Below are 23006 nucleotides of genomic sequence, written 5' to 3' on the forward strand. Positions count from 1 at the left end.
CTGTTTATTTAAAGGACTAATTATGACCGCAGTACTCAAATCCAAAGATGAGAATGTTGTGTGGCATCAACACTCGATTGATAAAACATTTCGCGCGGATCTGAAATCACAAAAGCCAGCCGTGCTCTGGTTCACGGGGTTGTCTGGTTCTGGTAAATCGACAGTCGCTGGAGCATTAGAAAATCGCTTGGCACAGCTTGGTTACCATACTTATTTATTGGATGGCGACAATGTGCGTCATGGATTATGTAGTGACCTTGGCTTCTCTGAGCAAGATCGTCGAGAGAACATCCGTCGTATTGGTGAGCTTGCTAAATTGATGGCAGATGCAGGCTTGATCGTGTTGTCAGCCTTTATTTCTCCGCATCAAGCTGAAAGGCAACTCGTGAGAGATTTATTGCCGGAAGGTGAGTTTCTTGAGGTGTTCGTCAATACGCCATTAGAGGTTTGCGAACAGCGTGATCCTAAAGGTCTGTATAAGAAAGCACGTGCCGGAGAAATCCCGAACTTCACAGGTATTAGTTCAGTGTACGAAGCGCCTCTGAACCCTGAGATTGATCTACCTGCAGGTGAGAAGACACTCGATGAATTGGTCGAACTGTGTATTGATGCGTTGGGGAAGCGAAATATCTTAGCCAACTGAGATCGTTGGTATGACTAAGGCTACTCAGCTGTTTATCTGTTTATTCACGACCGATAAATAGTGCAGCCTTAGTTTACCGAGACAAGAAACCTATCCTCTAGATTCTCTTTATTCCTCTTAATACTTCACTTCTTACACCGTCTATTTTAGCTCCGTCGAGTGTCTAGACGGTGTAATTTACGCTGCTTTTCACTTCTGTCTGTACTGTGAATTTCTGGCTCAATAGTGCAATCAGTTGATCGTAATACTGCGTGTTTGGCTTGTTACCGAGCAAGGTACAAAGCTCATTGCCTGTAGGGCTGAATCGGTAGTAAACCAGCTTCACGCCTTTTGATAATGGTGCCAGTGACATGCTCTTACCTTGATAGGTTAGGTGCAGGGCTGGATCGAAATCAATCTCTCCGGATTCTAATTCTGTGCCCAGAATAATCCCGAGCTCTATCAAGTGGAGCAAGCTGGAGTAGGGCAGGTTGTGCCCACCAAGGTTGATGGTGTTGGTGGTGTCCCTTTTGCCAAAGTTGAATAGCCCAGCATGAGATTTAAAGCCGAGTAAGAGCTTTCTGCTGTTATCGCTACCAAAACTGCAGCCTAATGAAGCTGCTCTTTGTAAGGTCAGTGCTTCCTTTGGCGTCATGTCTTTTAAGATTTGCAGTGCCTTCATCGACGTCGAGCCTGGGTTGGTGACTTCTCGTTTCAGTACTTGAGCCCATAGCCTCTGCATCGATGTATTGTGGATCTCTTGTGCCATGTCGAAGAAACGGTATAGCCAGTCCTGATCCGGGTCTCCAGCCGCTTCATCCTTACATGAAGAGTGCGCCAACTTTAGAATCTGTTCTAGGTTCTTTTGGCGAAGCTCTCTACGTTTTTTCTCTCGCAATAGTGCCCGTTCGATAAGCGTACTCTCAGCTTTATCCTTTGGCTTGGCACTATGACTAATTAAGAAATCGAGGCCGAAGCTTTGTGCGATGTGCAGCATTCTGCTGGCACTGTCGGCAATATGAGGCTTTTTCTCATGCTTTTGCTGTGTATCGCTAGCATGCTCAATGATCACTGGCTGTTTGGTTTCTGACATAAGAGTACCGTTAGGAGACGACTCAAGACCAATCGTAGTAAATAATTGCTCGCTCTAGCTTGTTAAAACGCTCGATAACGGCGTTAGAACTTTTGATTGTAGAATAACCACTTATCAAAAAGCTCCGCCTGGTTCTCAAGCCTTTTTTCTACGCTATTTCTGAACACTTACTTATTGTGATTGGTATAACTGTCTAAAATGTAACTCTTTATCTTATTGGTGGCTAGATTTTGCGTGCAGAGTTGAAGGTTTCAACAAAATTTTACTTTTGCTAGTGATAATAAAATGTTAAATTTGTTGTAATTCTCAAGGAGGAGTTATGAATCAAGCCAATGATAACAAGCTGAAGAAACAGCTTAGTATAGGGTTATTACTCGCGACTTATGTCGCTGTTCTAGCTTACTTATCTAATTACATCGCGTAATTCAGAAGAAAATTATCGTTATTAAACTGTTATTGAATGATCACACTCGTTCAGTGACGGCAGCTCATCCTTGAGCCACCCTTCTAATGACTACATGTCGTCATACTCTTCAATCGCAGTACCTTCAATAAGATAACCGGTTTGCGCTAAGTCATGGCTGATTGACTCAGTTTTCAGCGTTCCGACCAAATAGATCACATCCCATAACTGCTGTATTGGTGCACCTTTCGGGAACTTCACGTAGATGATTTGGTTCGGTGGCGGCGGTGGCACGTGGATACATGCGCCAAAGTACGGTACCAGCAGAAACTCAGTGATCATATTCTCATCACCTTCCAATGGAATCACAAAGCCAGGAATCTTCACTGTGCTGCCATTCAATTCTGGGCGAACAGCACCAAGTGTCGATTGTTGAGGTTTGTCCATACTATTGTGGTCAACCATCGGCATACCAAATGAATCTAGCTGAGCACGTTCTGATTCTGGAATCAAATCAATCCATTCAAGTGTTAATACCGATTCGTCATTCTGAGTGGTTTCAGCGTGAGCTGTACTGATAAATGGGAACAGAAGTAGCCCAAGTATCAGTAGGAATTTGCGTTGCATCGTAGGTTCCTATTTTAGATTCGAATCGTCATGCCATCAGACAATGACTGGCGGTAAGCCCTGAAAGCGGGAATAAAGCCGATAATGATTCCGGCAACTTGTACCAGCATAAGCAGTTTCCACTCATGCGGTGTGATTGCGGATATCGATATGTTGATACCATAACTTTGTTGCACAATAGGAGCAACTACTGCGATCAGCGCAAACAGCACTGCAACACCTAATGTAATGCCAAGGAAGGTTAGTGCACTGGCTTCACTGATCAGTAAACCAAACACATGACGAGGTCTTGCGCCCATCGCACGTAGGATAGCCATCTCTCGACGCCTTTCTTGCAAGCTAGTGAGTAGGCTACTGAGCATACCCAATAATCCGGCGACAACAACAAACCCTGAAACAATCAGTAATGCTTGTTCTGCTACAGCCATCATTCCCCACAATTCGTGAAGCGCAATGCCCGGCATAATGGCGCTTAAAGGTTCTTGGCGGTAGTTATTGATTTCTCGTTGCAGTGCGAAGGTTTGGATCTTCGATTTAAGGCCAACCATCATCGCGGTAATCTGCTTCGGTTGGAAGTCACGTTGCTTTAGCGCTTCAGCATTCGGTGTGTGCCCGAGGTTGGCACCTGATTCCCAGCCAACATGAATTGCTTCGATTGCCTCTAGCGATACGTGTACGGTTTTGTCTACTGGTGTTCCTGTTGGCGCGAGTATTCCCACAATCTTGAAGGGCAGATTATCGTGACGGCTAAACGCAACATCACTGATACCGTGCGCAAGAATGATTTGATCACCTATTTTGTAATCTAGCTTCTTCGCGACGTCGGCACCAATCACTACGTCAAATAGCTGATTAAACTCTTTGCCTTGCTGAAAAGTAAGTGGTTGCTTACTTCCATAGCGATAATTCTCGAAGTAGCTATGGTTCGTGCCCATTACGCGGAAGCCTTTATGTGAATCACCCAATGAGATTGGGATCGCCCACTTTACAGCGTTGTGCTGGCTAAATTCTTCATAGCTTTTCCAGTCGATGTTGTTGGTCGCATTACCGATTCTAAATACGGAATAAAGCAGCAGGTTTACCTGACCAGAGCGGCCACCGACGATAAGGTCAGTACCTGAAATCGTATTGGCGAAGCTGCTCTTAGCTTCGGTTCTTACACGTTCCACACCGAGTAATAGAATGACGGATACAGCCACAGTGAGAATAGTTAGAATGGCTGTGGCTTTACGGTTGAGTACGCTTTTTAAGGCTAAGTGAGTAATTACTTTCATACGACAACCTTAGCTTGGTTAACGGTTTTTAAATCTATGGTTCGAGTGAACAACTTTTCTAGTGTTGGATCATGGCTAACAAAGATAAGAGTAGAACCTGCCTGGTTGGCTTGTTCTAACAACAGTTCGATAAAAGCTTCTCGGTTGTCATGATCCAAAGCCGAGGTTGGCTCGTCGGCAATAATGATTTTGGGTTGGCCGATCAAAGCACGAGCGGCAGCAACACGTTGTTGTTGACCGATGCTCAACTCGGTAACGGGCTTGTCCATTAAAGCTTGAGGTAGCTTTAATCGGAGTAACAACTCTCGAGCCGTCTCTTGTAAGCTTTTCTGGCTTTCAGCGACTTGCTGTTTACGAATCTGTGAAAACTGGCAAGGAAGCGTCACGTTATCGATAACTGATAGATAAGGAAGCAGGTTAAATTGTTGGAAAATATAACCAATATGATCGGCTCTGAATTTATCTCTTTGACGAGGTGTAAGCTGAGTGAGGTCTTGATCAAGGATAGAGACTTCTCCTTGCTCAGCTTGGTTGATTCCGGTCAGTAGCCCTAACAAAGTTGATTTTCCACAACCACTTGGCCCTTTAATAAAAAGGTGCTCTTGGGCTTGGATGTGAAGAGAGGGGATCTCTAACGTTGGTGGTAATTCAGGCTTCCAACGAAAGCTGATATTTTCGAGTTTGACCACAAGTGATGAACTGTCAGAAGACATGCTAGCTCCAATAATTACAGCGGTGTATCTACTGGACAGTAATTTGAAACATAAATTCCCAGGAACACACCGATTTGAACAGCCAAGTAAGCGATGACTTACCTGGCTGTTTATTTTACGTTTAATCCGATCTAGGAGTGATTAGAATCGGAAACTAATACGCTCTGCGTTAAGCACTTCTTGTACTTGAGCTGTGTCTGTTAGTAGGTTCACCGTCATTTTTTCAGTGTTGCTGAACTTAGAGAACCACTGAGTGCTAACTGTGTCTAGCTTAGCAACATCTGAACATTCATAGTGGTACTCAACAGTGAACTCACCGTGGCCACCTTCTGAGTGATCGTGGCCTTCATGATCGTGGTGGTCGTGACCTTCGTGGTCATCATGATCGTGCTCAGCGTGCTCAGCGTGCTCAGCGTGGTCATGGTCTTTGTGGTCATCATGATCGTGTTCAGCGTGGTCATGGTCTTTGTGGTCGTCATGATCGTGTTCAGCGTGATCATGGTCTTTGTGGTCGCCATAACCGTGTTCCGCATGGTCATGGCCTTCATGGTCGTTATGACCGCCTTCTAAGGTGTTTGCTACTGACTTGAACTTCAGAGTACAACTCGCATTGTTAAAACTAAACAGCTCTTCTGGCTTGTTTAATTGTGCGATAGCCTGTTCAAACACTTTCTTCTGTTCTGCAGTTTCTGGAGCATGTTCAAACCCAACCACATCAGCGCCGGGAGCTGTCACTTCAACAAGCAATTCTTGCCCATCTTGCGCGATGTTTACTTCAACTTGGCCATGTACGTGTGCATCATGAGAGCGGAATTCTTCGTTAGCTAGAACATTTGTAGAGACAGTCATGCCGATAACAACGGCTAAAAAAGTAGGTTTCATGTTTTTTCCTGAATAAAGGTTAATTAAAAAGTAGTGGTAATTAAGCGATATTTACAGGAGGTGAGCGTGCCAAATAAGCGAAATATAGCCGCTGTAGTGAAGTTACTGACTCTGTAATAGCGACAGTAAATTCCGAATGGAACTCTGGAATCTGTGGTAGTGAGTGCGCTGTGATGAACTGATTAAGCGAAAACAGCTCACAATGGTGTGAAGTGTGGTGCTCTGGTGCGATATCCACAATGTGTGTTGCGGCTAACACGCTTAACATGAGCATAAGCCCAAGCAAGAAGCCTGTTTTGCGTTTCACATTGTTGGGTGTGTTTTGCCACATCAGGATGATTAACCACAGAATTAAAAAAAGGATACTGTTATAATATAACAATATCCTTTGGTTAGGTCTCGAAAAAGACGCGAATATCTTATTAAAGGCTCGCTTTAATCAACTCAATGACTTGAGTGACTTCTGATTCGTTTAATGCACCTTCTTTTACAAACAAGATTTTACCTTGCTTGTCTTGAACGATAATCGCTGAGCTTTCTTCTTTTAGAGCCCATGTTGACGCAACGGCGCCGTCTTCATCTAGGACCATAGAAGACCATGGAAATTCTTCTTTGCTGCTTTCGGCAGAGGACTTAACAAAAGACCCAGTACCCCAAATCGCATCATCTTGGTTGATGATAGTGGTGGTTTGGTAGCTGTCTTCTGAGAATTTCGATGCGGTAATGGCTGCCATCAGTGGTGCGTTGAGCTCTTTAGAGCTGCTGCGGCCAGCGATAGCTTGAACGACGCGAACTTTACCTAGAAGATCATTGGTTGCCCAAGCTTGATATCCAGTATTTCCGTCGTTTAGAACAATCTCACCATAGTTACTCACATCGACGGCAGGTAGGGTAGCGCCTACTGATAGGTTGTGAGCATTGGCGAAGAGTGGAGAGGCTGCGGCTAGAAAAGCCAGTAGAGTTTTGTTTTTCATTATATTTTTGTTCCGCTTATTGGTTTGCACAGGAAGTATAATATGAAATTTGAAAAATGCCTCTTTAACTTTTTTATCGTACGACGTAGAAAGAAGTTGCAGGCTTGTTACCAAAAGGTATAATGCATCAATATCAAGATGAACAATAGATTATCTTGCTGTTTGCTAAAGGAATTAGCGATTAAATGTGCTTTGAACAGCGACGCTGTTCAGGTATGTGACTGTAGTACTCAAATGGAATTGAGGTTGTATTATGTTAAGAAAATTTTCTACTTACCGTCCACGTCAGGTGGCGCGTTTCGTTAAAGTCCTGTTCAAAGGCCAATTTGCTATTGAAGGTGTTGGAGAGTTTCGCTTCGACCAAGGCAAGGTGCTACTTCCTGAAGTTTCAGACAAACAAAAGCTCACTATTTTTAAAGAAGTTAACGGCACCATTGCAGCGTTGCCGGTGTAACTGAGCTTTATCGATTTGTCTTGCACCGAATAGATTAACAATGAAAAGGGCTTCCTGATGGAAGCCCTTTTTTAATGCGTGTCGTTCACGATGGTATGTCGAACGGCACTTTATTGTGGAGGGAAGCACACACCTGTTCCACCCAACCCGCAATACCCATTCGGATTTTTAGCTAGGTATTGCTGGTGGTAGGTTTCTGCGAAAAAATATTTTCCAGCAGGCAGAACTTCCGTCGTGATCTCGTTGCCTAAAGATTCAGTCATTGCTCGTTGATATTCACGTTTAGAGTGCTCAGCGATAGATTGTTGTTCTTCACTGAAGGTGTAAATCGCAGAACGGTACTGAGTCCCTAAATCGTTGCCTTGGCGCATCCCTTGAGTTGGGTCATGACGCTCCCAAAAGGTTTCAAGTATTCGAGCTAGAGAGGTTTGTTCACTATCAAATATGACACGAACGACCTCGGTATGGCCGGTTTGCCCAGTACATACTTGTTCATAAGTGGGATTAACTGTGTATCCGCCAGCGTAACCAACGGATGTTGAAATAACGCCATCCAATTGCCAAAACAAACGCTCAGCTCCCCAGAAGCACCCCATACCAAACAGGACTTCTTGTTGAGAGCCCGTGGGTGCATCGAGCAGGTCGGTTTGATTGACGAAATGGCGCTCAGTGATTCGAATTGGGTCAGCATTTCCCGGTAGTGCGGTTGCTGCAGAAACCAGTTGTTGTTTGTTTAGCATGTTATATTCCTTTTCGCATACGTTTACCGCGCTGGCTTTTATTTAACGTGGGTTCATATTAACTGTTGGTCAATATTGAATAAGTCTTTAAATTAGACCGTGTTATTCCAGGATTTATTACAGACTCAATGCCTATTTAGCGGTATTATTTCTTTTCACTTATTAACGTATTGATAACTTCTTCACCAATTAAACATGATAAGAAAAACTTTACCAGTTCTGATTGGCACTCTATTGTCATCGACGCTCGCTTTCGCTGACGTTTCCCTTGAAATCAAAGGGCTAGATGGAGCGCTTGAGGATAATGTTGATGCTTATCTGAGTGCGATCCCTGAAGAAGAGTATTCGGTTTCACTAAGATTCCAATCCCGCTTGGAATCTATGATTAAAGAAGCCCTGAATGCGTTAGGCTACTACCACCTTAAAATCACATTTACTCACTCCGAAGATGATACCGAAATGACCGTTACGGTTGAGCCGGGAGAGCCTGTTGTTATTTATACTTCAGATATCGTTCTAACTGGTGAAGCCAAGGATGACCCAGACTTTTTAGCCTTGATAGCGAAGAGTAGCTTGTCTAAAGGTTCGACTCTGAATCATGGTAATTATGACTCTTTGAAATCGTCGATCCGCAACCTTGGCTTAGCGAAAGGCTACTTCGATGGTGCTTATGATCTTAGTAAGCTAGAAGTCGCTCCTGAATTGAACCGCGCTTATGTTCGTCTTCATTATAACAGTGGTATCCGCTATCACTTTGGTACTACTCAGGTTACTGGTAGCCAGATAGAAGAAGATAAGGTGCAGTCACTTAAACCATTTGAGGATGGCGAACCTTACTCAATCACCAAAGTCGGTGAGTACAACCAAAACCTGTCCAATACGGATTGGTTCTCCTCGGTATTTGTTGAACCAGATTTAAGCCAGTTAGGCGAAGGCCGAGAGATCCCGATGAAGGTTAGCCTTGCTCCGCAAGCTCGTAACCAAATCGAAACGGGTATCGGTGTATCCACCGACCTTGGCGTAAAAGGCACTCTGAAGTGGAAAAAACCTTGGGTTAATGAACAAGGCCATAGCTTCAATAGCAGCCTGTCGATTTCTAAACCTGAACAGACGATTACCGCTACCTATAAAATCCCTCTGGATGACGTGCTGAACGACTACTATCAAGTTAAGTACGGTATGAAAAACTTGGATAATCGTGATACCAAGAGTTTGGAGTCAAACTTAGCGCTAGAAAGATATTGGCGACTGGATAACGGTTGGCAACGCACGGTCTTCATTCGATACTTGGTCGAAAACTATGAGCAAGGTTTGCAGGATGATTTAGCGCAATTTGTGCTGCCGGGTATCTCTTTCTCACGCACTCGAACGCGAGGCGGTTCGATGCCGATGTGGGGCGATAAACAAACCATTATGGTTGAAGCGGGTGATGATACCTTGTTATCTGAAACTAAGGTTGTTCGTTTTCAAGGTCAAACCGCTTGGATTCGAAGCATTGGCGACAATCACCGAGGCTTAACTCGACTTCAATTTGGCGGCAACTTTGCCGACGAGTTTGATAAGCTATCTCCCTCCCTAAGATTCTTTGCTGGTGGTGACAATAGCATTCGTGGTTATGGTTATGAGTCGATCTCTCCTCGAGATGAAAGTGGCGCACTAACGGGTGCCAAATTCATTGCAACCAGCTCGTTTGAATACCAATACCGCTTGGTTGGAAACTGGTGGGGCGCAGCATTCTACGACATTGGTGATGCATTTAATGACAAACCCGAATGGAAACACGGCACCGGCGTCGGTGTTCGTTGGGCGTCACCTGTTGGTCCAGTGAGCTTAGATTTTGCTTGGGGTCTAGATGCAGCAAAAGGTGATGAGTTCCAGTTACACTTTAGTTTAGGGCCAGAATTATGATCAAAGTGATGGGCAAGTGCATCAAGTGGACGTCGATCTCATTGACGTCTATTTTGCTGTTGTTGATAGCCTTGCTAGGTTTTGTTTTGTTCACCAATCCAGGGTTGAACACTGTGTTGTGGGGCGCTGAAAAAGCGTTGCCACAGCTTAAAGTGGAAAGCACTAAAGGGGCTCTGTTCCCGAGCTTTACGCTTAATAATGTTCAGTTTAAAGATGACAGCCTGCATATAGACACCAAAGTTCAAAAGCTGAACTTGGCGATTAATCCTCGCTGTCTGCTCGACCCTAAGTTGTGTGTCGATCGTTTAGCGATTCAAGGATTGGACTTCGCATTTACTGAACTGCCTCCGGCCTCTACAGAAGAAACAAAACCTACTCCGCCCGTAACATCGGTAAAAACACCGTTGCCAATCGTAATCAACCGTATCGCTTTGTCTGATATCAAGTTGAATATCTTAGGGCATGAAATTGAATGGAGCTTGTTCTCTACGGCTTTGAGTATGCAGGGCGAAAAGCTAACTGTATCGCCAACCTTATTCAATGATCTTAAGGTTAAACTCGCTGAGTCGACAGAAGAACCGCAAGCAGAAAAGGTTGAGCCAAAAGCTGCCGTTAAAACGGCTATCGAATTGCCGGAAGTCTGGATTCCTCTGCAGGTTGTGTTGGAGCGTTTTGACCTCAACCGTTTCACCTTAGAACAAGAAACACCAATCGTTGTTAACCACCTTGGGCTAGAAGCTCGCGCGGGCAAACACACGGTTGATGTTTCAACTCTCGAACTCGATATGCCACAAGCAAGCGCCAATCTAACCACGAAGGTTGAGCTCAAGGGCGGTTACCCGCTAGAACTTTCTTTGGATGCGTTGGTGAAAGAAACCGACCTTGTTGGGCAGAAGTTGTCTCTGAAAGCACAAGGCAGCGTGGCTAAGCTAAACCTAGACTCCCAATTTTCTGAGCTGATTGAGGCAAAGTTGTCTGGGGATATTCAACCCTTAGAACCGACTCTGCCATTTGACCTTCTTTTAGAGGGCGGACAAGCACAGTGGCCCCTTACCGGAAAAAGCGATTACCAAGCGACAATTGAGCAATTCAAAGCTGATGGCTCACTAGATGGTTTCAATGTTCTTCTTAAAGGTGAAGCCGATGGTAAGGAAATCCCTGAATTAGCCATTGATCTACAGGGTAAAGGCACGACGGAACAAATTGAGCTCGAGCGTCTAAAGCTCAACACGCTAGGCGGTGAGCTTAACGGTGTCGTTAAAGCGAACTGGAAGAGTCTCGTTAACTGGCAAGCTGACGTGACACTCAAAGATATTCAGCCGGGTCTGCAGTGGCCTGAAGCCGAGGGCAACATTAGCGGAAGCATCGTCACCTCGGGTGGGTTGACGGAAGCGGGCGGCTGGGCGATTGAACTGCCTAAATTGGATATTGAAGGGATCTTGCGAGAATACCCTCTGGATATCGAAGGTCAGTTGTCAGCGTCGGATCGCAGCGCGAGCGGTGAACCAAAACTGAAAACCAGTGGTTTGAGTTTGGCTCACGGTGTTAACTCGATTAAGGCTCAGGGTGAGCTTGATAAGAAATGGGACATGGGTGTTGAGATTTACTTCCCTGAGCTTGTAAAAAGCGTCCCTGACTTGAAAGGTAAAGTGATTGGTAACATCCAGCTAAGCGGTCTAACGAAAGAGCCTGAAGTCGATCTCGCTCTAAATGTGGATAAGGTAGATTGGAATAGCGAAGCAACACTAGAATCCTTGTCGCTTAATGGCTCTGTGATTCCTCTGCCATTGCCTGAAGCTCAAGCTGATCTTGAATTAAAAGCTAAGAACTTAACCTATCAAGATCAAAGCGTAGAAAGCATTGCTCTCACGGTGAGTGGTGGTGAGAAGAAACACACAATGACACTTGATGTGATATCCGACATCGTGTCTACAAGCTTAGCTATTTCCGGAGAGTTGATTCAAAAGCCTTCTCTTATTTGGGATGGATCGTTAGACAGAGTCAAAATCACTACTCAGCAAGGTCCTTGGGTATTAGACCAACCTGTCGCGATAAAGGCGGATGTCGATAAGCAGTTTGCTGATGTTCAAGCGCATTGTTGGAACCAATCGGGTTCGAGTGTGTGTTTGGATGAAGACGTTCGTGTCGGAAAATCGGGTGAGGCCAAAGTGGCCATCAATCAATTCGATTTCGAGCAGATTAAAGCCTTTGTGCCTAAAGAGACGCAATTACAGGGCTTAGTCAATGCGACTGCTCATGCAAAGTGGTCTGAACAAGATGAGCCTGAAGTCACGGTAAGCGTTGATATGCCGAAAGGTCAGGTTGTTCAACAAGTGGGTGAGCCAATCACACTGGGTTGGGAAAGCGTTGCATTGAATGCCCAACTGAAAGACAACAAACTGGATGCCGATTTTAAGTTGGATGTTTCCGACAATGGTGACCTGTCTGGCACGGTGTCGTTACCGGATATTCTTGCCGAAGACAAAATGGTCGATGCGGCAATTAAGCTGACCACGTTCCATCTTGATTTCTTACAACCAATTCTAGGTGAATACAGCTTATTGAAAGCCGACCTTGAGAGTGATCTTCAAGTTAAAGGCTCTCTGATGCACCCTCAAGTCTTTGGTCAATTCTCTGTTGATGGTATTCAAGTCAAAGGCGATGTTACGCCTGTTGATGTGAAAGATGGCCGCATCGACCTCGACTTTGATGGTTATAGTGCAAAACTGGATGCGAATGTCGAAACACCTGATGGTCACCTTGATATTGAGGGAACCGGAGATTGGCAAGATCTTAAAGCATGGCATTCGAACGTTAGAGTTTTCGCTGATGAGTTGATGGTTGATATCCCACCGATGGTTAAGGTGAAGGTCGTACCTGATATGACTATTGATGTCACACCAGATCTGGCGAAAATCACCGGTGATATTGCATTACCATGGGGACGAATTGTTGTTGAAGATTTACCACCGTCAGCGGTTGGCGTCTCTTCTGATCAGGTTATTTTGAATAAAGATCTAGAGCCAGAAAACGAAGATACGATTCCATTCAATGTGATGACGAATATTAATATCTCCATTGGTGATGACTTTAAACTGTCTGCCTTCGGTCTTGAAGGTGATTTGGTCGGTAAGCTCAACGTGGCTCAAAAAGACCAAGGTCCATTTATTACAGGTGAAGTGAACATCGTCGATGGTACTTATCAATCATTCGGGCAAGACCTCTTGATCGAAGAGGGTAAGATCCTAATGAATGGACCACCGGATCAGCCATACGTAGCCATCAACGCGATTCGTAATCCTGATAATACTCAGGATGACGTGACCGCTGGTATTCGAGTGACTGGCCCTGCGACAGAGCCTACCATCGAGATTTATTCTGACCCAGCGATGCCACAAGCGAACGCACTGTCTTATATTTTGCGTGGCCAAGATATCGACGGTGAGTCGAGCGGTTCGATGACAACGACTTTAATCGGTTTGAGTTTAGCGAAGAGTGGTAAGGTTGTTGGTGAAATCGGTGAAGCCTTTGGTGTAAAGGACTTGCAACTGGATACTGCAGGCTCTGGCGATGACTCTCAAGTGACGGTAAGTGGTTACATCCTGCCTGGCTTACAGGTGAAGTATGGTGTGGGTATCTTTAACTCGTTAGGTGAGTTTACCGTTCGTTATAGATTGATGCAGGATCTCTATGTTGAAGCTGTTTCTGGCCTAGACAGTGCTGTGGATCTTCTCTATCAATTTGAGTTCGAGTAGAGCCGTATGGGAGGGCATATGCAGCATCTTGTTTTTGTCTATGGAACCTTGAGGCAAGGTCAGTCCAATCACCATTATTTGCAGGGCTGCGATTTATTAGGGCAGTTTGATACACCTAAGGAATACGCACTTTTTGATTTAGGTGCCTATCCGGCGATGATTTTGGGAAAGAAAAGTGTCGCTGGTGAGGTCTATATCATTAACGACGAAATTTTAGAGTCGCTCGATCGGCTAGAAGATGTTCCTGTTGAGTATCGTCGCGAGCAAATAGAGACTATATTTGGATTAGCATGGGTATATTTGTATCAGCTTGATCTAACAGCTAATAAAGAAATACTTTCGGGTAACTGGTGTCAGCGGAACAATGATTCCTAACTAGTTAATCACCTTACGAGACAACAAAAAGCCAGCACTGAGGTGCTGGCTTTTTAATAGCGTTAGTTTGAGAATGAAATGAGAGGGTTACTCAGGGTTCAGCTCAAGAAACTCTTCTACTTTACGTACCATTTTTGTTGAACCAACGAAGAAAGGCACACGTTGGTGTAGCTCAGTTGGTTTGATATCCATGATACGCTGTGCACCGTCTGATGCAATACCGCCAGCTTGCTCCATAAGGAAAGCAATAGGGTTGCATTCATAAAGCAAACGCAATTTACCTTGAGGGTGGCTCTCTGTACTTGGGTATAAGTAGATGCCGCCTTTTAGCAAGTTACGGTGGAAATCAGACACAAGAGAACCAATGTAACGTGACGTGTAAGGGCGGTTATCGCTTGGCTCGCTTTCCTGACAGTATTTGATGTACTTCTTAACACCGGTTGGGAAGCGGATGTAGTTACCTTCGTTGATCGAGTAGATCTTGCCTTCGTCTGGAATCATCATGTTTTCATGAGATAGACAGAAAGTACCCAGAGATGGATCGTAGGTGAAACCATTTACGCCAGCACCAGTTGTGTAAACCAGCATGGTTGAAGAACCGTAAATTACGTAGCCGGCAGCTACCTGTTTGTGACCTGGTTGCAGGAAGTCTTCTTGAGTCGGTGGTGTTCCGATTGGAGAGACACGGCGGTAGATAGAGAAAATCGTACCAACCGATACATTTACATCGATATTTGATGAACCATCAAGTGGGTCCATCAACACGACGTATTTTGCGTTTTTGTTGAGCTCTTTATTGAAGGCAACCGCTTCGTCTTCTTCTTCACTTGCAACACCACAAACTTGGTCACGAGCTTCTAGAGCCGCTTTAAATTTGTCGTTCGCATAAAGGTCTAGCTTCTGCTGCTCTTCACCTTGAACGTTGTCTGTACCAACAGCGCCAGTGATGTCGACTAGGCCAGCCTTGTTGATCTCACGGTTAACAATTTTTGCAGCAAGTCGAATAGACGACAAAAGGGATGATAGATCACCGCTTGCATGGGGGAAGTCACTCTGTTTCTCAACAATGAACTCACCAAGGGTGCGCATCTCAGACATGTTATTTCCTTAAACTTCTCTCAATATTAGGGGGGATTTGAGCACTGTAGATTCGGCCTCTTGAGTGGGCTTTATTCATCTAGACGCTTACCTAAATTCTAAAGGTTAGATCTTTTTAATGGTAATGAACTAAGCGACACAGATCTCACTTACTATGTCGACTCAATTTGTTTTGCATTGCCGCTCGCTTTTAATCGCCATTTAATGATAATGAGTGCAAGCCGTTTTAATTAGGCATTGTTTATTTAGCCAAGCGTTTGGAAGCAATTTATGCATATTCATATCTTAGGAATTTGTGGCACCTTCATGGGTGGTGCTGCGGTATTGGCTCGTCAATTAGGTCACAAGGTTACGGGTAGTGACGCGAATGTTTACCCACCAATGAGCACCTTGTTGGAGTCGCAAGGGATTGAAATTATTGAAGGGTTCGACCCAAGCCAACTAGAGCCTAGGCCTGACCTGGTGGTTATCGGTAATGCGATGAGCCGTGGTAACCCATGTGTTGAGTATGTCTTGGATAACAACCTTAGATACACCTCTGGTCCACAATGGCTGCAAGAGTTCTTATTGCATGACCGCTGGGTTCTTGCGGTGTCCGGTACTCACGGTAAAACCACAACTTCCAGTATGTTGGCTTGGATCTTGGAAGACTGTGGCTATGCACCGGGCTTCTTAGTTGGCGGAGTGTTGGGTAACTTTGGTATCTCTGCTCGCCTTGGTGAAAGCATGTTCTTCGTGGTAGAAGCCGACGAATACGACAGTGCTTTTTTCGATAAACGATCTAAGTTCGTTCATTACCACCCAAGAACCTTAGTGATGAATAACCTAGAGTTCGATCATGCGGACATCTTTGACGATCTTGAAGCGATTAAGCGACAATTTCATCATTTGGTGCGTACTGTGCCAAGCAATGGTCGCATTTTCTCACCTAAGCAAGACAGCGCTATTGAAGATGTTCTAGCTCGCGGTTGCTGGAGTGAAACTGAATCGAGTGGCGAGCAAGGCGACTGGGATGCCAAGAAACTGGTCAAAGATGGCTCTCAATTTGAGGTTTACTTCCAAAATGAATGTGTTGGAACCGTAAATTGGGATTTAGTGGGCGACCACAACGTAAATAATGCTTTGATGGCGATTGCAGCTGCACGTCATGTGGGCGTGACACCTGACCTTGCTTGTGAATCACTAGCTACCTTTATTAATACTAAGCGCCGTTTGGAGTTTAAAGGCGAGGTGGCAGGTGTGTCTGTTTATGACGATTTTGCTCATCATCCAACGGCGATTGAACTTACGCTCGGGGGATTACGTAATAAGGTCGACACTAAGAAAATCATTGCCGTTTTAGAGCCTCGTTCTGCCACCATGAAACGTGGTGTGCACAAAGAAATACTGGCTGATTCGTTGAAGCAGGCGGATTCTACCTACTTATTCCAACCGGATAACATTGATTGGTCAGTTCAAGATGTTGCAGACGCTTGTCACCAACCGGCACACGTGAGTGATGACATGGATGCATTCGTTGCTAAAATTGTCTCAGAGGCACAAGCTGGCGACCAAATTTTGGTAATGAGTAATGGTGGCTTTGGTGGCATTCATCAAAAACTGTTGGATGGATTGGCACTCAAAGGCTAACGGCATCCACGACCTTATAATTTGAAGTAATTGAGAACATGACAAAACACGATAAAGCGATAACCCTTGCTTTCACTGGCGCATCTGGTGCGCCTTATGGCCTGCGTTTACTTGAATGCCTTTTGGCAGCCGACTATCAGGTCTACTTGCTGATTTCATCGGCAGCGCGAGTGGTATTGGCGACCGAGCATGAACTTAAGTTACCTGCTGGGCCAGATGCGGCGAAACAAGCTTTGGTTAAACATCTTGGCTGCGCCCCTGAAAAGCTGGTGGTGTGTGGCAAAGATGATTGGTTCTCGCCGGTTGCCTCTGGTTCAGCTGCACCGAAGCAGATGGTCGTTTGCCCATGTTCAGCGGGAAGCTTGGCTTCGATTGCTCATGGTCTATCAGATAACCTGATTGAGCGAGCAGCAGACGTAGTCATGAAAGAGCGAGGCCAATTGTTGTTGGTGGTTCGCGAGACGCCATTTTCGACGCTTCATCTCGAGAACATGCACAAACTTTCGACCATGGGCGTAACGATCATGCCTGCAGCTCCGGGTTTTTATCATCAACCCAAGTCAATTGAAGATCTGGTCGACTTTATGGTGGCGCGTATTCTAGATCACCTTGGTATCGAACAAGGTTTAGTGCCACGTTGGGGTTACGATCAACGTAATTGATCCAAACTTGATAGCTTATTGTTAAAAATCAAATTACAATTCTGAACACTCATCGGGGAGCGAACCATTCAAATAATGAATGCGAGCTGAGATCAAGCAGGTGCTTGGGACCCGTAAACCTGAACCAGATAATGCTGGCGTAGGAATTGAGTTAGGAACAACCTCTACCGTTCTCCTCCCTCAAACCTGTGCCGCTCAGACCATGGAGAGCGTCCAGTGAAATTCACATTAACTACCCTTGCTGTTACTACAGCTATTTCTTTTTCTGCCTTTGCTGCAGACAACACTTTGACTGTATACACCTATGACTCTTTTGCTGCGGATTGGGGCCCTCGTCCTGCCGTTGAAAAAGCATTCGAAGAGAAGTGTGGTTGTGATGTGAATTTTGTCGCTCTAGAAGATGGCGTGTCTATTCTGAACCGTTTACGTCTTGAGGGCGGCAACAGCAAAGCCGATATCTTGCTAGGTCTCGACAACAACCTGATGGCTGAAGCGAAAGCGACGGGCTTATTGGCTGAGCATAATGTTGATACGTCATCGGTAACGCTTCCTAATGGTTGGAACGACAGCACTTTTGTACCCTATGACTTTGGCTACTTTGCTTTTGTTTACAATAAAGAGAAACTGGAAAACCCGCCGAAGAGCTTGAAAGAACTGGTTGAGCAGCGTGATGATCTTAAGGTCATCTACCAAGATCCACGTACATCAACACCAGGCCAAGGCATGATGCTTTGGATGAAATCAGTATACGGTGATGAAGCGACAGCAGCATGGAAGAAGCTTGCTCAGAAAACAGTGACTGTAACCAAAGGCTGGTCTGAAGCTTACTCTATGTTCCTAGAAGGCGAGTCGGATTTAGTGTTGTCTTATACAACGTCTCCGGCTTACCACATTATTGCTGAAAGCGATTCTAAGTATGCAGCAGCAAGCTTCGAAGAAGGGCATTACACTCAAGTGGAAGTGGCCGCTAAGGTTAAAGGCAGCAAGAACAAAAAGCTTGCTGATGAGTTTATGGCGTTTATCCTAAGTGATGAATTCCAATCGGCGATGCCAACAGGCAACTGGATGTACCCAGTGACCGATATTGAGCTTCCAAAAGGGTTCGAGCAACTTACGGTTCCTCAGAAAGCGCTAAGCTTTACGCCCGAAGAAATTGCAGCTAAGCGTAAGCCATGGATTCGTGAATGGCAGAGTGCACTTACTTTTTAATTTGCTTTTAAAAAATTAGCTTTCTAACTTTCTGTATTTAAAGGTTTGTTCGATGTTAACTGAGCGAACCATTTACGGTAAAAAATCAATCTATGATAAAGAAAACACCTAAGGTTGGGATTTGGGTAGCGATACTCATTACCGCCTTCGTGGTTTCAGCAGTTGGGGCATTGCTTAGCAATGCCCCTTCTCTTGATATCAGCCAAGTATGGTCCGATCCCTACTATTGGCATGTAACGAAATTCAGTTTTTATCAGGCGACACTCTCAACGGTGCTGAGTGTTGGCTTTGCTATACCTATTGCTCATGCGCTGTGTCGTAGACAATTTTTTGGACGCGCTTTGTTGTTAAGGCTGTTCGCGTCGACCTTAGTCCTGCCAGTGTTAGTGGGTGTATTTGGCTTACTTGCGATCTATGGCAATAGTGGTTGGTTAGCTAAGTTTTTGGCGAACTTCGATATTGAATTGCCATTTTCCATATACGGATTGAATGGTATTTTGCTGGCGCACGTTTTCTTCAACTTGCCTTATGCCAGTCGCTTACTTCTGCAAGCGTTAGATACCGTGCCTGCCGAGCAACACAAGCTTTGTGCTCACTTGGGTATGAGTCATTGGAACAAATTCAGATGGGTTGAATGGCCTCGCTTAAGACAGCAATTACCACATGTGTGTGGCTTAGTCTTCATGTTGTGTTTTACCAGCTTTGCTACCGTGATGGCGCTAGGCGGTGGACCTAAATCAACCACTATCGAGCTCGCTATTTATCAGGCGATTAAATTCGACTTTGACCTTCAAGCTGGTGCCTTGCTCGCGATATGGCAAATGCTGCTGTGTGGTGTGCTAGCGGTGAGCATTCAACGCCTATCGAAGCCTATTTCAGTGACGGCCAGTCAGCTGTCGGAAGAGAAATATTTGGTTAAGGACAGCTGGTGGTCAAAAGCTTGGGATAGCTTTTGGATCATCATAGTCTCAATGCTGGTATTGCCGCCATTAGCTATGGTTATCGTCAGTGGAATTAACTCGCAGGCATTAACCGTACTCAGCAGCGAGCCGTTTTGGGCGGCGTTAATGACCTCGGTTAAAGTCGCGTCATTAGCAAGTGTTATCGCAGTTGGTATTGGTATCGCCATACTACTGACTAGCCGAGCATGGCGTTTACAGAACAAGAATTTTCGAGCCGATAAAATCGAGCTGATTGGCACTATTATCTTGGTGACTCCGGGGCTGGTGATCAGTACGGGTATCTTCTTATTACTGCGTTCATTCACCGATGTATTCAGTTTAGCTTTCTTTATCGTGATTGCCGTCAACAGCTTAATGGCGCTGCCTTACGTAATTAAAACCCTAGCTCAACCTATGCTGCATTTGTCTCAGCAGTACCAGTATGTGTGTGCAAGCTTGGGTATGACAGGTTTCACGCGTTTTAGGTTAGTGGAGTGGCGAGCATTGCGTAAGCCGATGGCGCAAGCCTTCTCGATTAGCTTTATGTTGGCGATGGGTGACTTAAGCGCGATTGCTTTGTTTGGTAGCCAAGATTTTAGAACTCTGCCTTTGTACCTATTCCAATTGTTAGGCAGCTATCAAATGGAAGCGGCGGCGGTAGTTTCTGTGAGCTTACTGTTACTGAGTGTCGGCAGTTTTAGCTTAATAGAATTCTTATTTACTCGAAGATCTAAGCTCGATGCTAAAGAATTAAGGAACCGATGATGTTAGTGATGAAAGATGTGGATTACCATTATCACAGAGAGTTGTTTAGCTTTGATTTTCAAGCTGAGCAGGGCGATATTGTTGCGCTTATGGGGCCGAGTGGTGCGGGTAAGTCTACACTGTTGGCGCTAGTTGCTGGTTTCATCGAGCCTACATCGGGTGAGATATCAGTGGCTGGGCAGTCGCTTATTGGTAAAGAAGCACATCAGCGTCCGTTGGCGATGTTGTTTCAAGAGCACAACCTGTTTGCTCACCTTACGGTGCGAGAAAATATTGGTTTAGGTCTGCATCCAGGTTTAAAGCTTACTGCAACCCAAAAGCAAGCTGTGGAGCAAGCCGCAGCGCAAGTTGGCGTCGCTGAGTATTTGGATAGATTGCCTGAGCACTTATCCGGTGGTCAACGCCAGCGTGTCGCGTTAGCGCGTTGTTTTGTCCAACCTCATGATATTTGGCTGCTTGATGAACCTTTCTCTGCGCTTGACCCTTTGCTGCGTGAAGAGATGCTTAGCTTAGTGAAGCGATTAGCGGCAGAGCGAAATATTACGGTCTTGATGGTGACTCACCATTTAGGTGACGCACGCAGTATCGCGAATAAGTTTGTGTTTGTGGCGCTAGGTAAGGTGTTGGTTGAAGACTCGATAGAGGCACTGACGGCGGATCATCCACAGACAGAATTAAGCTCATTTGTTAAAGCGGGTGAGTGACGACTCATCACTCCTGTGAGTATTTATTGATATTGAGTGCTTCTTGATATCGAGTGCGTCAAAAACAAAAAGACCTAGCATGCGCTAGGTCTTTTATTGTCTTACAGAATAAAGCGACAAAGATTAGTCTTCTAGCTTTAGCTCTTTTAAGATTTGGAAGATTTCACGAGAAGCCTTTGCTGGCTTGTTCGCTGATTTCTCTTTGTTAGCTTGGCGAGCTAGCTGACGAAGACGCTGACGGTCTGCTTCAGGGTACATGTCCATGACTTCTGAAATGGCAGCATCGCCTTCAGCAACAACGCGATCACGCAGTTGCTCAAGCTTGTGCAGTTCAGCGGTTGCTTGCGAGTGCTTGTTACGTACTTTATCCAAAGCCGCTTGAATTGGCTCAGGATCGACATTGCGCATTACTTTACCAATGTATTGAAGTTGACGGCGCTTCGCTTCATTTTTAAAGCGTTGTGCATCTTTAATCGCTTGTGCCAAATCTTCAGACAGAGGAAACTTGTCTAATACAGAAGGCTTCAGGGAAACAAGTTCTTCCCCCAGTTTTTGTAGCGCTTCCATGTCGGTTTTCATTTCTGTCTTACTTACCCAGATGATTTCTTCTTCTGGTTCCCATGGGGCTTTTTGGTTTTTGCGAGCCATCTTTTCTGCCTATGTCACTATCTCAAACGAATATATTGCCTATTTTAGCAAGAATCTTGGGGAGAAAGCGAAATTCTTGTTATCCTACGTAATATTGACCTACAAAATTAGAATAGATATGGATGTAAAACAGCAAGTCGCCCAGCAAAGAGTTGAGCTAGAAGCCGCAGTAGCAAAAGCGTTGGACATGGCCTCTGTGAGTGCCGACGCCGCTGAAGTTGCTATTACTAAGTCAACGGGTTTAAGTGTTTCAACACGTATGTGTGAAGTGGAAAACGTTGAATTTAATAGTGATGGTGCTCTAGGTATTACTGTTTACCGCGGCCAGAAAAAAGGCAGCGCATCTACATCTGATCTGAGTGAAAAGGCAATTGCTCAAACAGTAGCGGCTGCGCTTGATATCGCTCAGTACACTTCTGAAGACCCATTTGCAGGTCCTGCCGCAAAAGAATACATGGTAAAAGAAATTCCAGATTTGGATCTTTTTCACCCTGATGAACCAAACCCTGACTATGCCGCTGAGATTGCAATTGCTGCTGAGAAGCAAGCGCTAGCTTATAGCGACAAGATCAAGCAAAGTGATGGCGCAAGCTACGACAGCCACTATGGCGTTAAGGTTTATGGTAACAGCCATGGCTTACTAGCAAGCTATGCTTCTAGTCGTCATAGCACGAGCTGCTGTGTAATTGGACAAGGCGCTAACGGTGAGATGGAGCGTGACTACAGCTACACCGTTGCACGTCACCGTGACGAGCTGTGGACGCCTGAGCGTGTAGGTCAAGAAGCTGCAGAAAAGACCATTAGCCGTTTGGATGCGAAAAAGCTACCAACAGGCCAGTACCCAATTATGTTCGCTAATGATGTGGCAACTGGCTTGATTGGTCACCTTGTTATGGCGATCAGTGGCGGTAACCTTTACCGCAAGTCGTCATTCCTATTGGATCATCTCGGTCAGAAAATCCTACCTGACTGGTTTAACATTTCTGAGCGACCACATATCTTGCGTGGTTTGGCTTCAAGCCCATTCGATAGCGAAGGTGTGTTCACTCAAGATCGTGAAATCATCACTGACGGTGTGCTAGCAACTTACCTACTAACGAGCTATGCCGCACGTAAGATGGATATGACGCCAACCGGTCATGCTGGTGGTATTCATAACTGGTTCGTTAAATCGACCGGTCAAAACTTTGAGCAGATGCTAAAAGAGTTGGGTACTGGCTTCCTAGTCACTGAAGTGATGGGCCAAGGCGTAAACACCGTAACGGGTGATTATTCACGTGGCGCTGCAGGTTTCTGGGTTGAAAACGGAGAGATCCAATACCCAGTATCAGAAGTAACAATCGCAGGTAACCTAAAAGACATGTTTACTCAGATTGTTGCTGTGGGTAACGACGTAGAAACACGTTCGCAAATTCAAACGGGTTCTATCCTGCTTGAGTCGATGAAAGTCGCGGGTGAGTAATTCAATTAAAGCGAATCTGATGAATTAAAAAAGGGAGCCGTGACTCCCTTTTTGTTTTCTGTATTTCG

At 45.2% G+C, this 23006-nt stretch carries 21 protein-coding genes and 1 riboswitch; of the genes, 11 read left to right on the forward strand and 10 right to left on the reverse strand.

Annotated features, from left to right (window positions below; all coding sequences use genetic code 11):
- Positions 1–22: 22 nt before the first annotated feature.
- Positions 23–643, forward strand: coding sequence for an adenylyl-sulfate kinase (cysC, locus tag AB4507_RS14040; protein ID WP_372182849.1), 621 nt, complete (start codon positions 23–25; stop codon positions 641–643).
- Positions 644–806: 163 nt separating this feature from the next.
- Here cysC and AB4507_RS14045 read toward each other — a convergent pair whose 3' ends face one another.
- From AB4507_RS14045 to AB4507_RS14075, 7 genes are all read right to left on the reverse strand, one after another.
- Positions 807–1715: a TIGR03899 family protein gene (locus AB4507_RS14045; protein ID WP_017058890.1), complete on the reverse strand. Its 909-nt coding sequence runs from the start codon at positions 1713–1715 to the stop codon at positions 807–809.
- Between the two features lie 514 nt (positions 1716–2229).
- A complete protein-coding gene (locus tag AB4507_RS14050; protein WP_017058892.1) occupies positions 2230–2745 on the reverse strand; it encodes a DUF3299 domain-containing protein in 516 nt (171 codons plus the stop codon).
- Between the two features lie 14 nt (positions 2746–2759).
- Entirely contained in the window at positions 2760–4019 is a 1260-nt protein-coding gene (locus tag AB4507_RS14055; RefSeq protein WP_017058893.1) for an ABC transporter permease, read from the reverse strand.
- The gene (locus tag AB4507_RS14060; RefSeq protein WP_017058894.1) at positions 4016–4732 is read right to left on the reverse strand and encodes an ABC transporter ATP-binding protein; all 717 of its coding nucleotides are present in this window, start codon (positions 4730–4732) and stop codon (positions 4016–4018) included. The genes AB4507_RS14055 and AB4507_RS14060 overlap by 4 nt, the downstream gene beginning before the upstream one ends.
- 141 nt (positions 4733–4873) lie before the next feature.
- Positions 4874–5614, reverse strand: a complete 741-nt coding sequence (locus AB4507_RS14065) for a DUF2796 domain-containing protein (RefSeq protein ID WP_372182850.1) — start codon at positions 5612–5614, stop codon at positions 4874–4876.
- Positions 5615–5654: 40 nt separating this feature from the next.
- On the reverse strand, positions 5655–5945 hold the full coding sequence (locus AB4507_RS14070; RefSeq protein WP_017063722.1) for a DUF2607 family protein: 291 nt from the start codon (positions 5943–5945) through the stop codon (positions 5655–5657).
- 91 nt (positions 5946–6036) lie between these two features.
- A complete protein-coding gene (locus tag AB4507_RS14075) occupies positions 6037–6588 on the reverse strand; it encodes a YtfJ family protein (protein WP_017063723.1) in 552 nt (183 codons plus the stop codon).
- A gap of 253 nt (positions 6589–6841) precedes the next feature.
- Between AB4507_RS14075 and AB4507_RS14080 the strand changes: the two genes are divergently transcribed.
- Positions 6842–7042, forward strand: a complete 201-nt coding sequence (locus AB4507_RS14080) for a DUF1107 family protein (RefSeq protein ID WP_017058898.1) — start codon at positions 6842–6844, stop codon at positions 7040–7042.
- A 110-nt stretch (positions 7043–7152) separates the two neighbouring features.
- Here AB4507_RS14080 and msrA read toward each other — a convergent pair whose 3' ends face one another.
- Entirely contained in the window at positions 7153–7782 is a 630-nt protein-coding gene (msrA, locus tag AB4507_RS14085) for a peptide-methionine (S)-S-oxide reductase MsrA (protein ID WP_017058899.1), read from the reverse strand.
- Positions 7783–7977: 195 nt separating this feature from the next.
- Between msrA and AB4507_RS14090 the strand changes: the two genes are divergently transcribed.
- Genes AB4507_RS14090 through AB4507_RS14100 form a run of 3 tightly spaced genes read left to right on the forward strand, consistent with a single transcriptional unit; the run spans position 7978 to position 13820 of the window.
- Positions 7978–9690 carry an autotransporter assembly complex family protein gene (locus AB4507_RS14090; protein WP_017058900.1) on the forward strand — a complete coding sequence of 571 codons (1713 nt, stop codon included), beginning with the start codon at positions 7978–7980 and terminating at the stop codon, positions 9688–9690.
- Complete coding sequence (locus AB4507_RS14095) at positions 9687–13445, forward strand: translocation/assembly module TamB domain-containing protein (RefSeq protein WP_372182851.1); 3759 nt, start codon at positions 9687–9689, stop codon at positions 13443–13445. Before AB4507_RS14090 ends, AB4507_RS14095 begins: the two co-directional genes overlap by 4 nt.
- A gap of 18 nt (positions 13446–13463) precedes the next feature.
- The gene (locus AB4507_RS14100; protein ID WP_017069403.1) at positions 13464–13820 is read left to right on the forward strand and encodes a gamma-glutamylcyclotransferase; all 357 of its coding nucleotides are present in this window, start codon (positions 13464–13466) and stop codon (positions 13818–13820) included.
- Between the two features lie 87 nt (positions 13821–13907).
- Here the strand turns inward: AB4507_RS14100 and fbp are convergent, their stop codons facing one another.
- Complete coding sequence (fbp, locus tag AB4507_RS14105; protein ID WP_008220458.1) at positions 13908–14918, reverse strand: class 1 fructose-bisphosphatase; 1011 nt, start codon at positions 14916–14918, stop codon at positions 13908–13910.
- A 270-nt stretch (positions 14919–15188) separates the two neighbouring features.
- On the opposite strand from fbp, the gene mpl reads away from it, so the two are divergent.
- From mpl to thiQ, 5 genes are all read left to right on the forward strand, one after another.
- Positions 15189–16547, forward strand: a complete 1359-nt coding sequence (gene mpl / locus AB4507_RS14110) for a UDP-N-acetylmuramate:L-alanyl-gamma-D-glutamyl-meso-diaminopimelate ligase (protein WP_065584318.1) — start codon at positions 15189–15191, stop codon at positions 16545–16547.
- A 38-nt stretch (positions 16548–16585) separates the two neighbouring features.
- On the forward strand, positions 16586–17209 hold the full coding sequence (locus AB4507_RS14115; RefSeq protein ID WP_099165086.1) for a flavin prenyltransferase UbiX: 624 nt from the start codon (positions 16586–16588) through the stop codon (positions 17207–17209).
- Positions 17210–17252: 43 nt separating this feature from the next.
- Positions 17253–17372: riboswitch (TPP riboswitch) on the forward strand.
- Between the two features lie 53 nt (positions 17373–17425).
- Positions 17426–18418: a thiamine ABC transporter substrate binding subunit gene (gene thiB, locus AB4507_RS14120; RefSeq protein ID WP_372182852.1), complete on the forward strand. Its 993-nt coding sequence runs from the start codon at positions 17426–17428 to the stop codon at positions 18416–18418.
- 92 nt (positions 18419–18510) lie between these two features.
- Complete coding sequence (thiP, locus tag AB4507_RS14125; RefSeq protein WP_017058907.1) at positions 18511–20124, forward strand: thiamine/thiamine pyrophosphate ABC transporter permease ThiP; 1614 nt, start codon at positions 18511–18513, stop codon at positions 20122–20124.
- A complete protein-coding gene (gene thiQ, locus AB4507_RS14130) occupies positions 20124–20828 on the forward strand; it encodes a thiamine ABC transporter ATP-binding protein (RefSeq protein WP_017071293.1) in 705 nt (234 codons plus the stop codon). Before thiP ends, thiQ begins: the two co-directional genes overlap by 1 nt.
- 123 nt (positions 20829–20951) lie before the next feature.
- On the opposite strand, the gene yjgA is transcribed toward thiQ, so the two are convergent.
- Positions 20952–21476 (reverse strand): ribosome biogenesis factor YjgA, encoded by a 525-nt coding sequence (gene yjgA / locus AB4507_RS14135; RefSeq protein ID WP_017069408.1) that lies wholly within the window; start codon positions 21474–21476, stop codon positions 20952–20954.
- A 118-nt stretch (positions 21477–21594) separates the two neighbouring features.
- Between yjgA and pmbA the strand changes: the two genes are divergently transcribed.
- Positions 21595–22938, forward strand: coding sequence for a metalloprotease PmbA (pmbA, locus tag AB4507_RS14140; RefSeq protein WP_017058910.1), 1344 nt, complete (start codon positions 21595–21597; stop codon positions 22936–22938).
- Positions 22939–23006: the final 68 nt, after the last annotated feature.

This window comes from Vibrio sp. 10N.222.54.A3, assembly GCF_041474095.1.
In the GTDB taxonomy this organism is placed as follows: Bacteria; Pseudomonadota; Gammaproteobacteria; order Enterobacterales; family Vibrionaceae; genus Vibrio; species Vibrio crassostreae_C.

Coding starts and splice junctions, on each gene's coding strand:
- cysC (WP_372182849.1), top strand. CDS start 23: ATGACCGCAGTACTCAAATCCAAAGATGAGAATGTTGTGTGGCATCAA.
- AB4507_RS14045 (WP_017058890.1), bottom strand. CDS start 1,715: ATGTCAGAAACCAAACAGCCAGTGATCATTGAGCATGCTAGCGATACA.
- AB4507_RS14050 (WP_017058892.1), bottom strand. CDS start 2,745: ATGCAACGCAAATTCCTACTGATACTTGGGCTACTTCTGTTCCCATTT.
- AB4507_RS14055 (WP_017058893.1), bottom strand. CDS start 4,019: ATGAAAGTAATTACTCACTTAGCCTTAAAAAGCGTACTCAACCGTAAA.
- AB4507_RS14060 (WP_017058894.1), bottom strand. CDS start 4,732: ATGTCTTCTGACAGTTCATCACTTGTGGTCAAACTCGAAAATATCAGC.
- AB4507_RS14065 (WP_372182850.1), bottom strand. CDS start 5,614: ATGAAACCTACTTTTTTAGCCGTTGTTATCGGCATGACTGTCTCTACA.
- AB4507_RS14070 (WP_017063722.1), bottom strand. CDS start 5,945: ATGTGGCAAAACACACCCAACAATGTGAAACGCAAAACAGGCTTCTTG.
- AB4507_RS14075 (WP_017063723.1), bottom strand. CDS start 6,588: ATGAAAAACAAAACTCTACTGGCTTTTCTAGCCGCAGCCTCTCCACTC.
- AB4507_RS14080 (WP_017058898.1), top strand. CDS start 6,842: ATGTTAAGAAAATTTTCTACTTACCGTCCACGTCAGGTGGCGCGTTTC.
- msrA (WP_017058899.1), bottom strand. CDS start 7,782: ATGCTAAACAAACAACAACTGGTTTCTGCAGCAACCGCACTACCGGGA.
- AB4507_RS14090 (WP_017058900.1), top strand. CDS start 7,978: ATGATAAGAAAAACTTTACCAGTTCTGATTGGCACTCTATTGTCATCG.
- AB4507_RS14095 (WP_372182851.1), top strand. CDS start 9,687: ATGATCAAAGTGATGGGCAAGTGCATCAAGTGGACGTCGATCTCATTG.
- AB4507_RS14100 (WP_017069403.1), top strand. CDS start 13,464: ATGCAGCATCTTGTTTTTGTCTATGGAACCTTGAGGCAAGGTCAGTCC.
- fbp (WP_008220458.1), bottom strand. CDS start 14,918: ATGTCTGAGATGCGCACCCTTGGTGAGTTCATTGTTGAGAAACAGAGT.
- mpl (WP_065584318.1), top strand. CDS start 15,189: ATGCATATTCATATCTTAGGAATTTGTGGCACCTTCATGGGTGGTGCT.
- AB4507_RS14115 (WP_099165086.1), top strand. CDS start 16,586: ATGACAAAACACGATAAAGCGATAACCCTTGCTTTCACTGGCGCATCT.
- thiP (WP_017058907.1), top strand. CDS start 18,511: ATGATAAAGAAAACACCTAAGGTTGGGATTTGGGTAGCGATACTCATT.
- thiQ (WP_017071293.1), top strand. CDS start 20,124: ATGTTAGTGATGAAAGATGTGGATTACCATTATCACAGAGAGTTGTTT.
- yjgA (WP_017069408.1), bottom strand. CDS start 21,476: ATGGCTCGCAAAAACCAAAAAGCCCCATGGGAACCAGAAGAAGAAATC.
- pmbA (WP_017058910.1), top strand. CDS start 21,595: ATGGATGTAAAACAGCAAGTCGCCCAGCAAAGAGTTGAGCTAGAAGCC.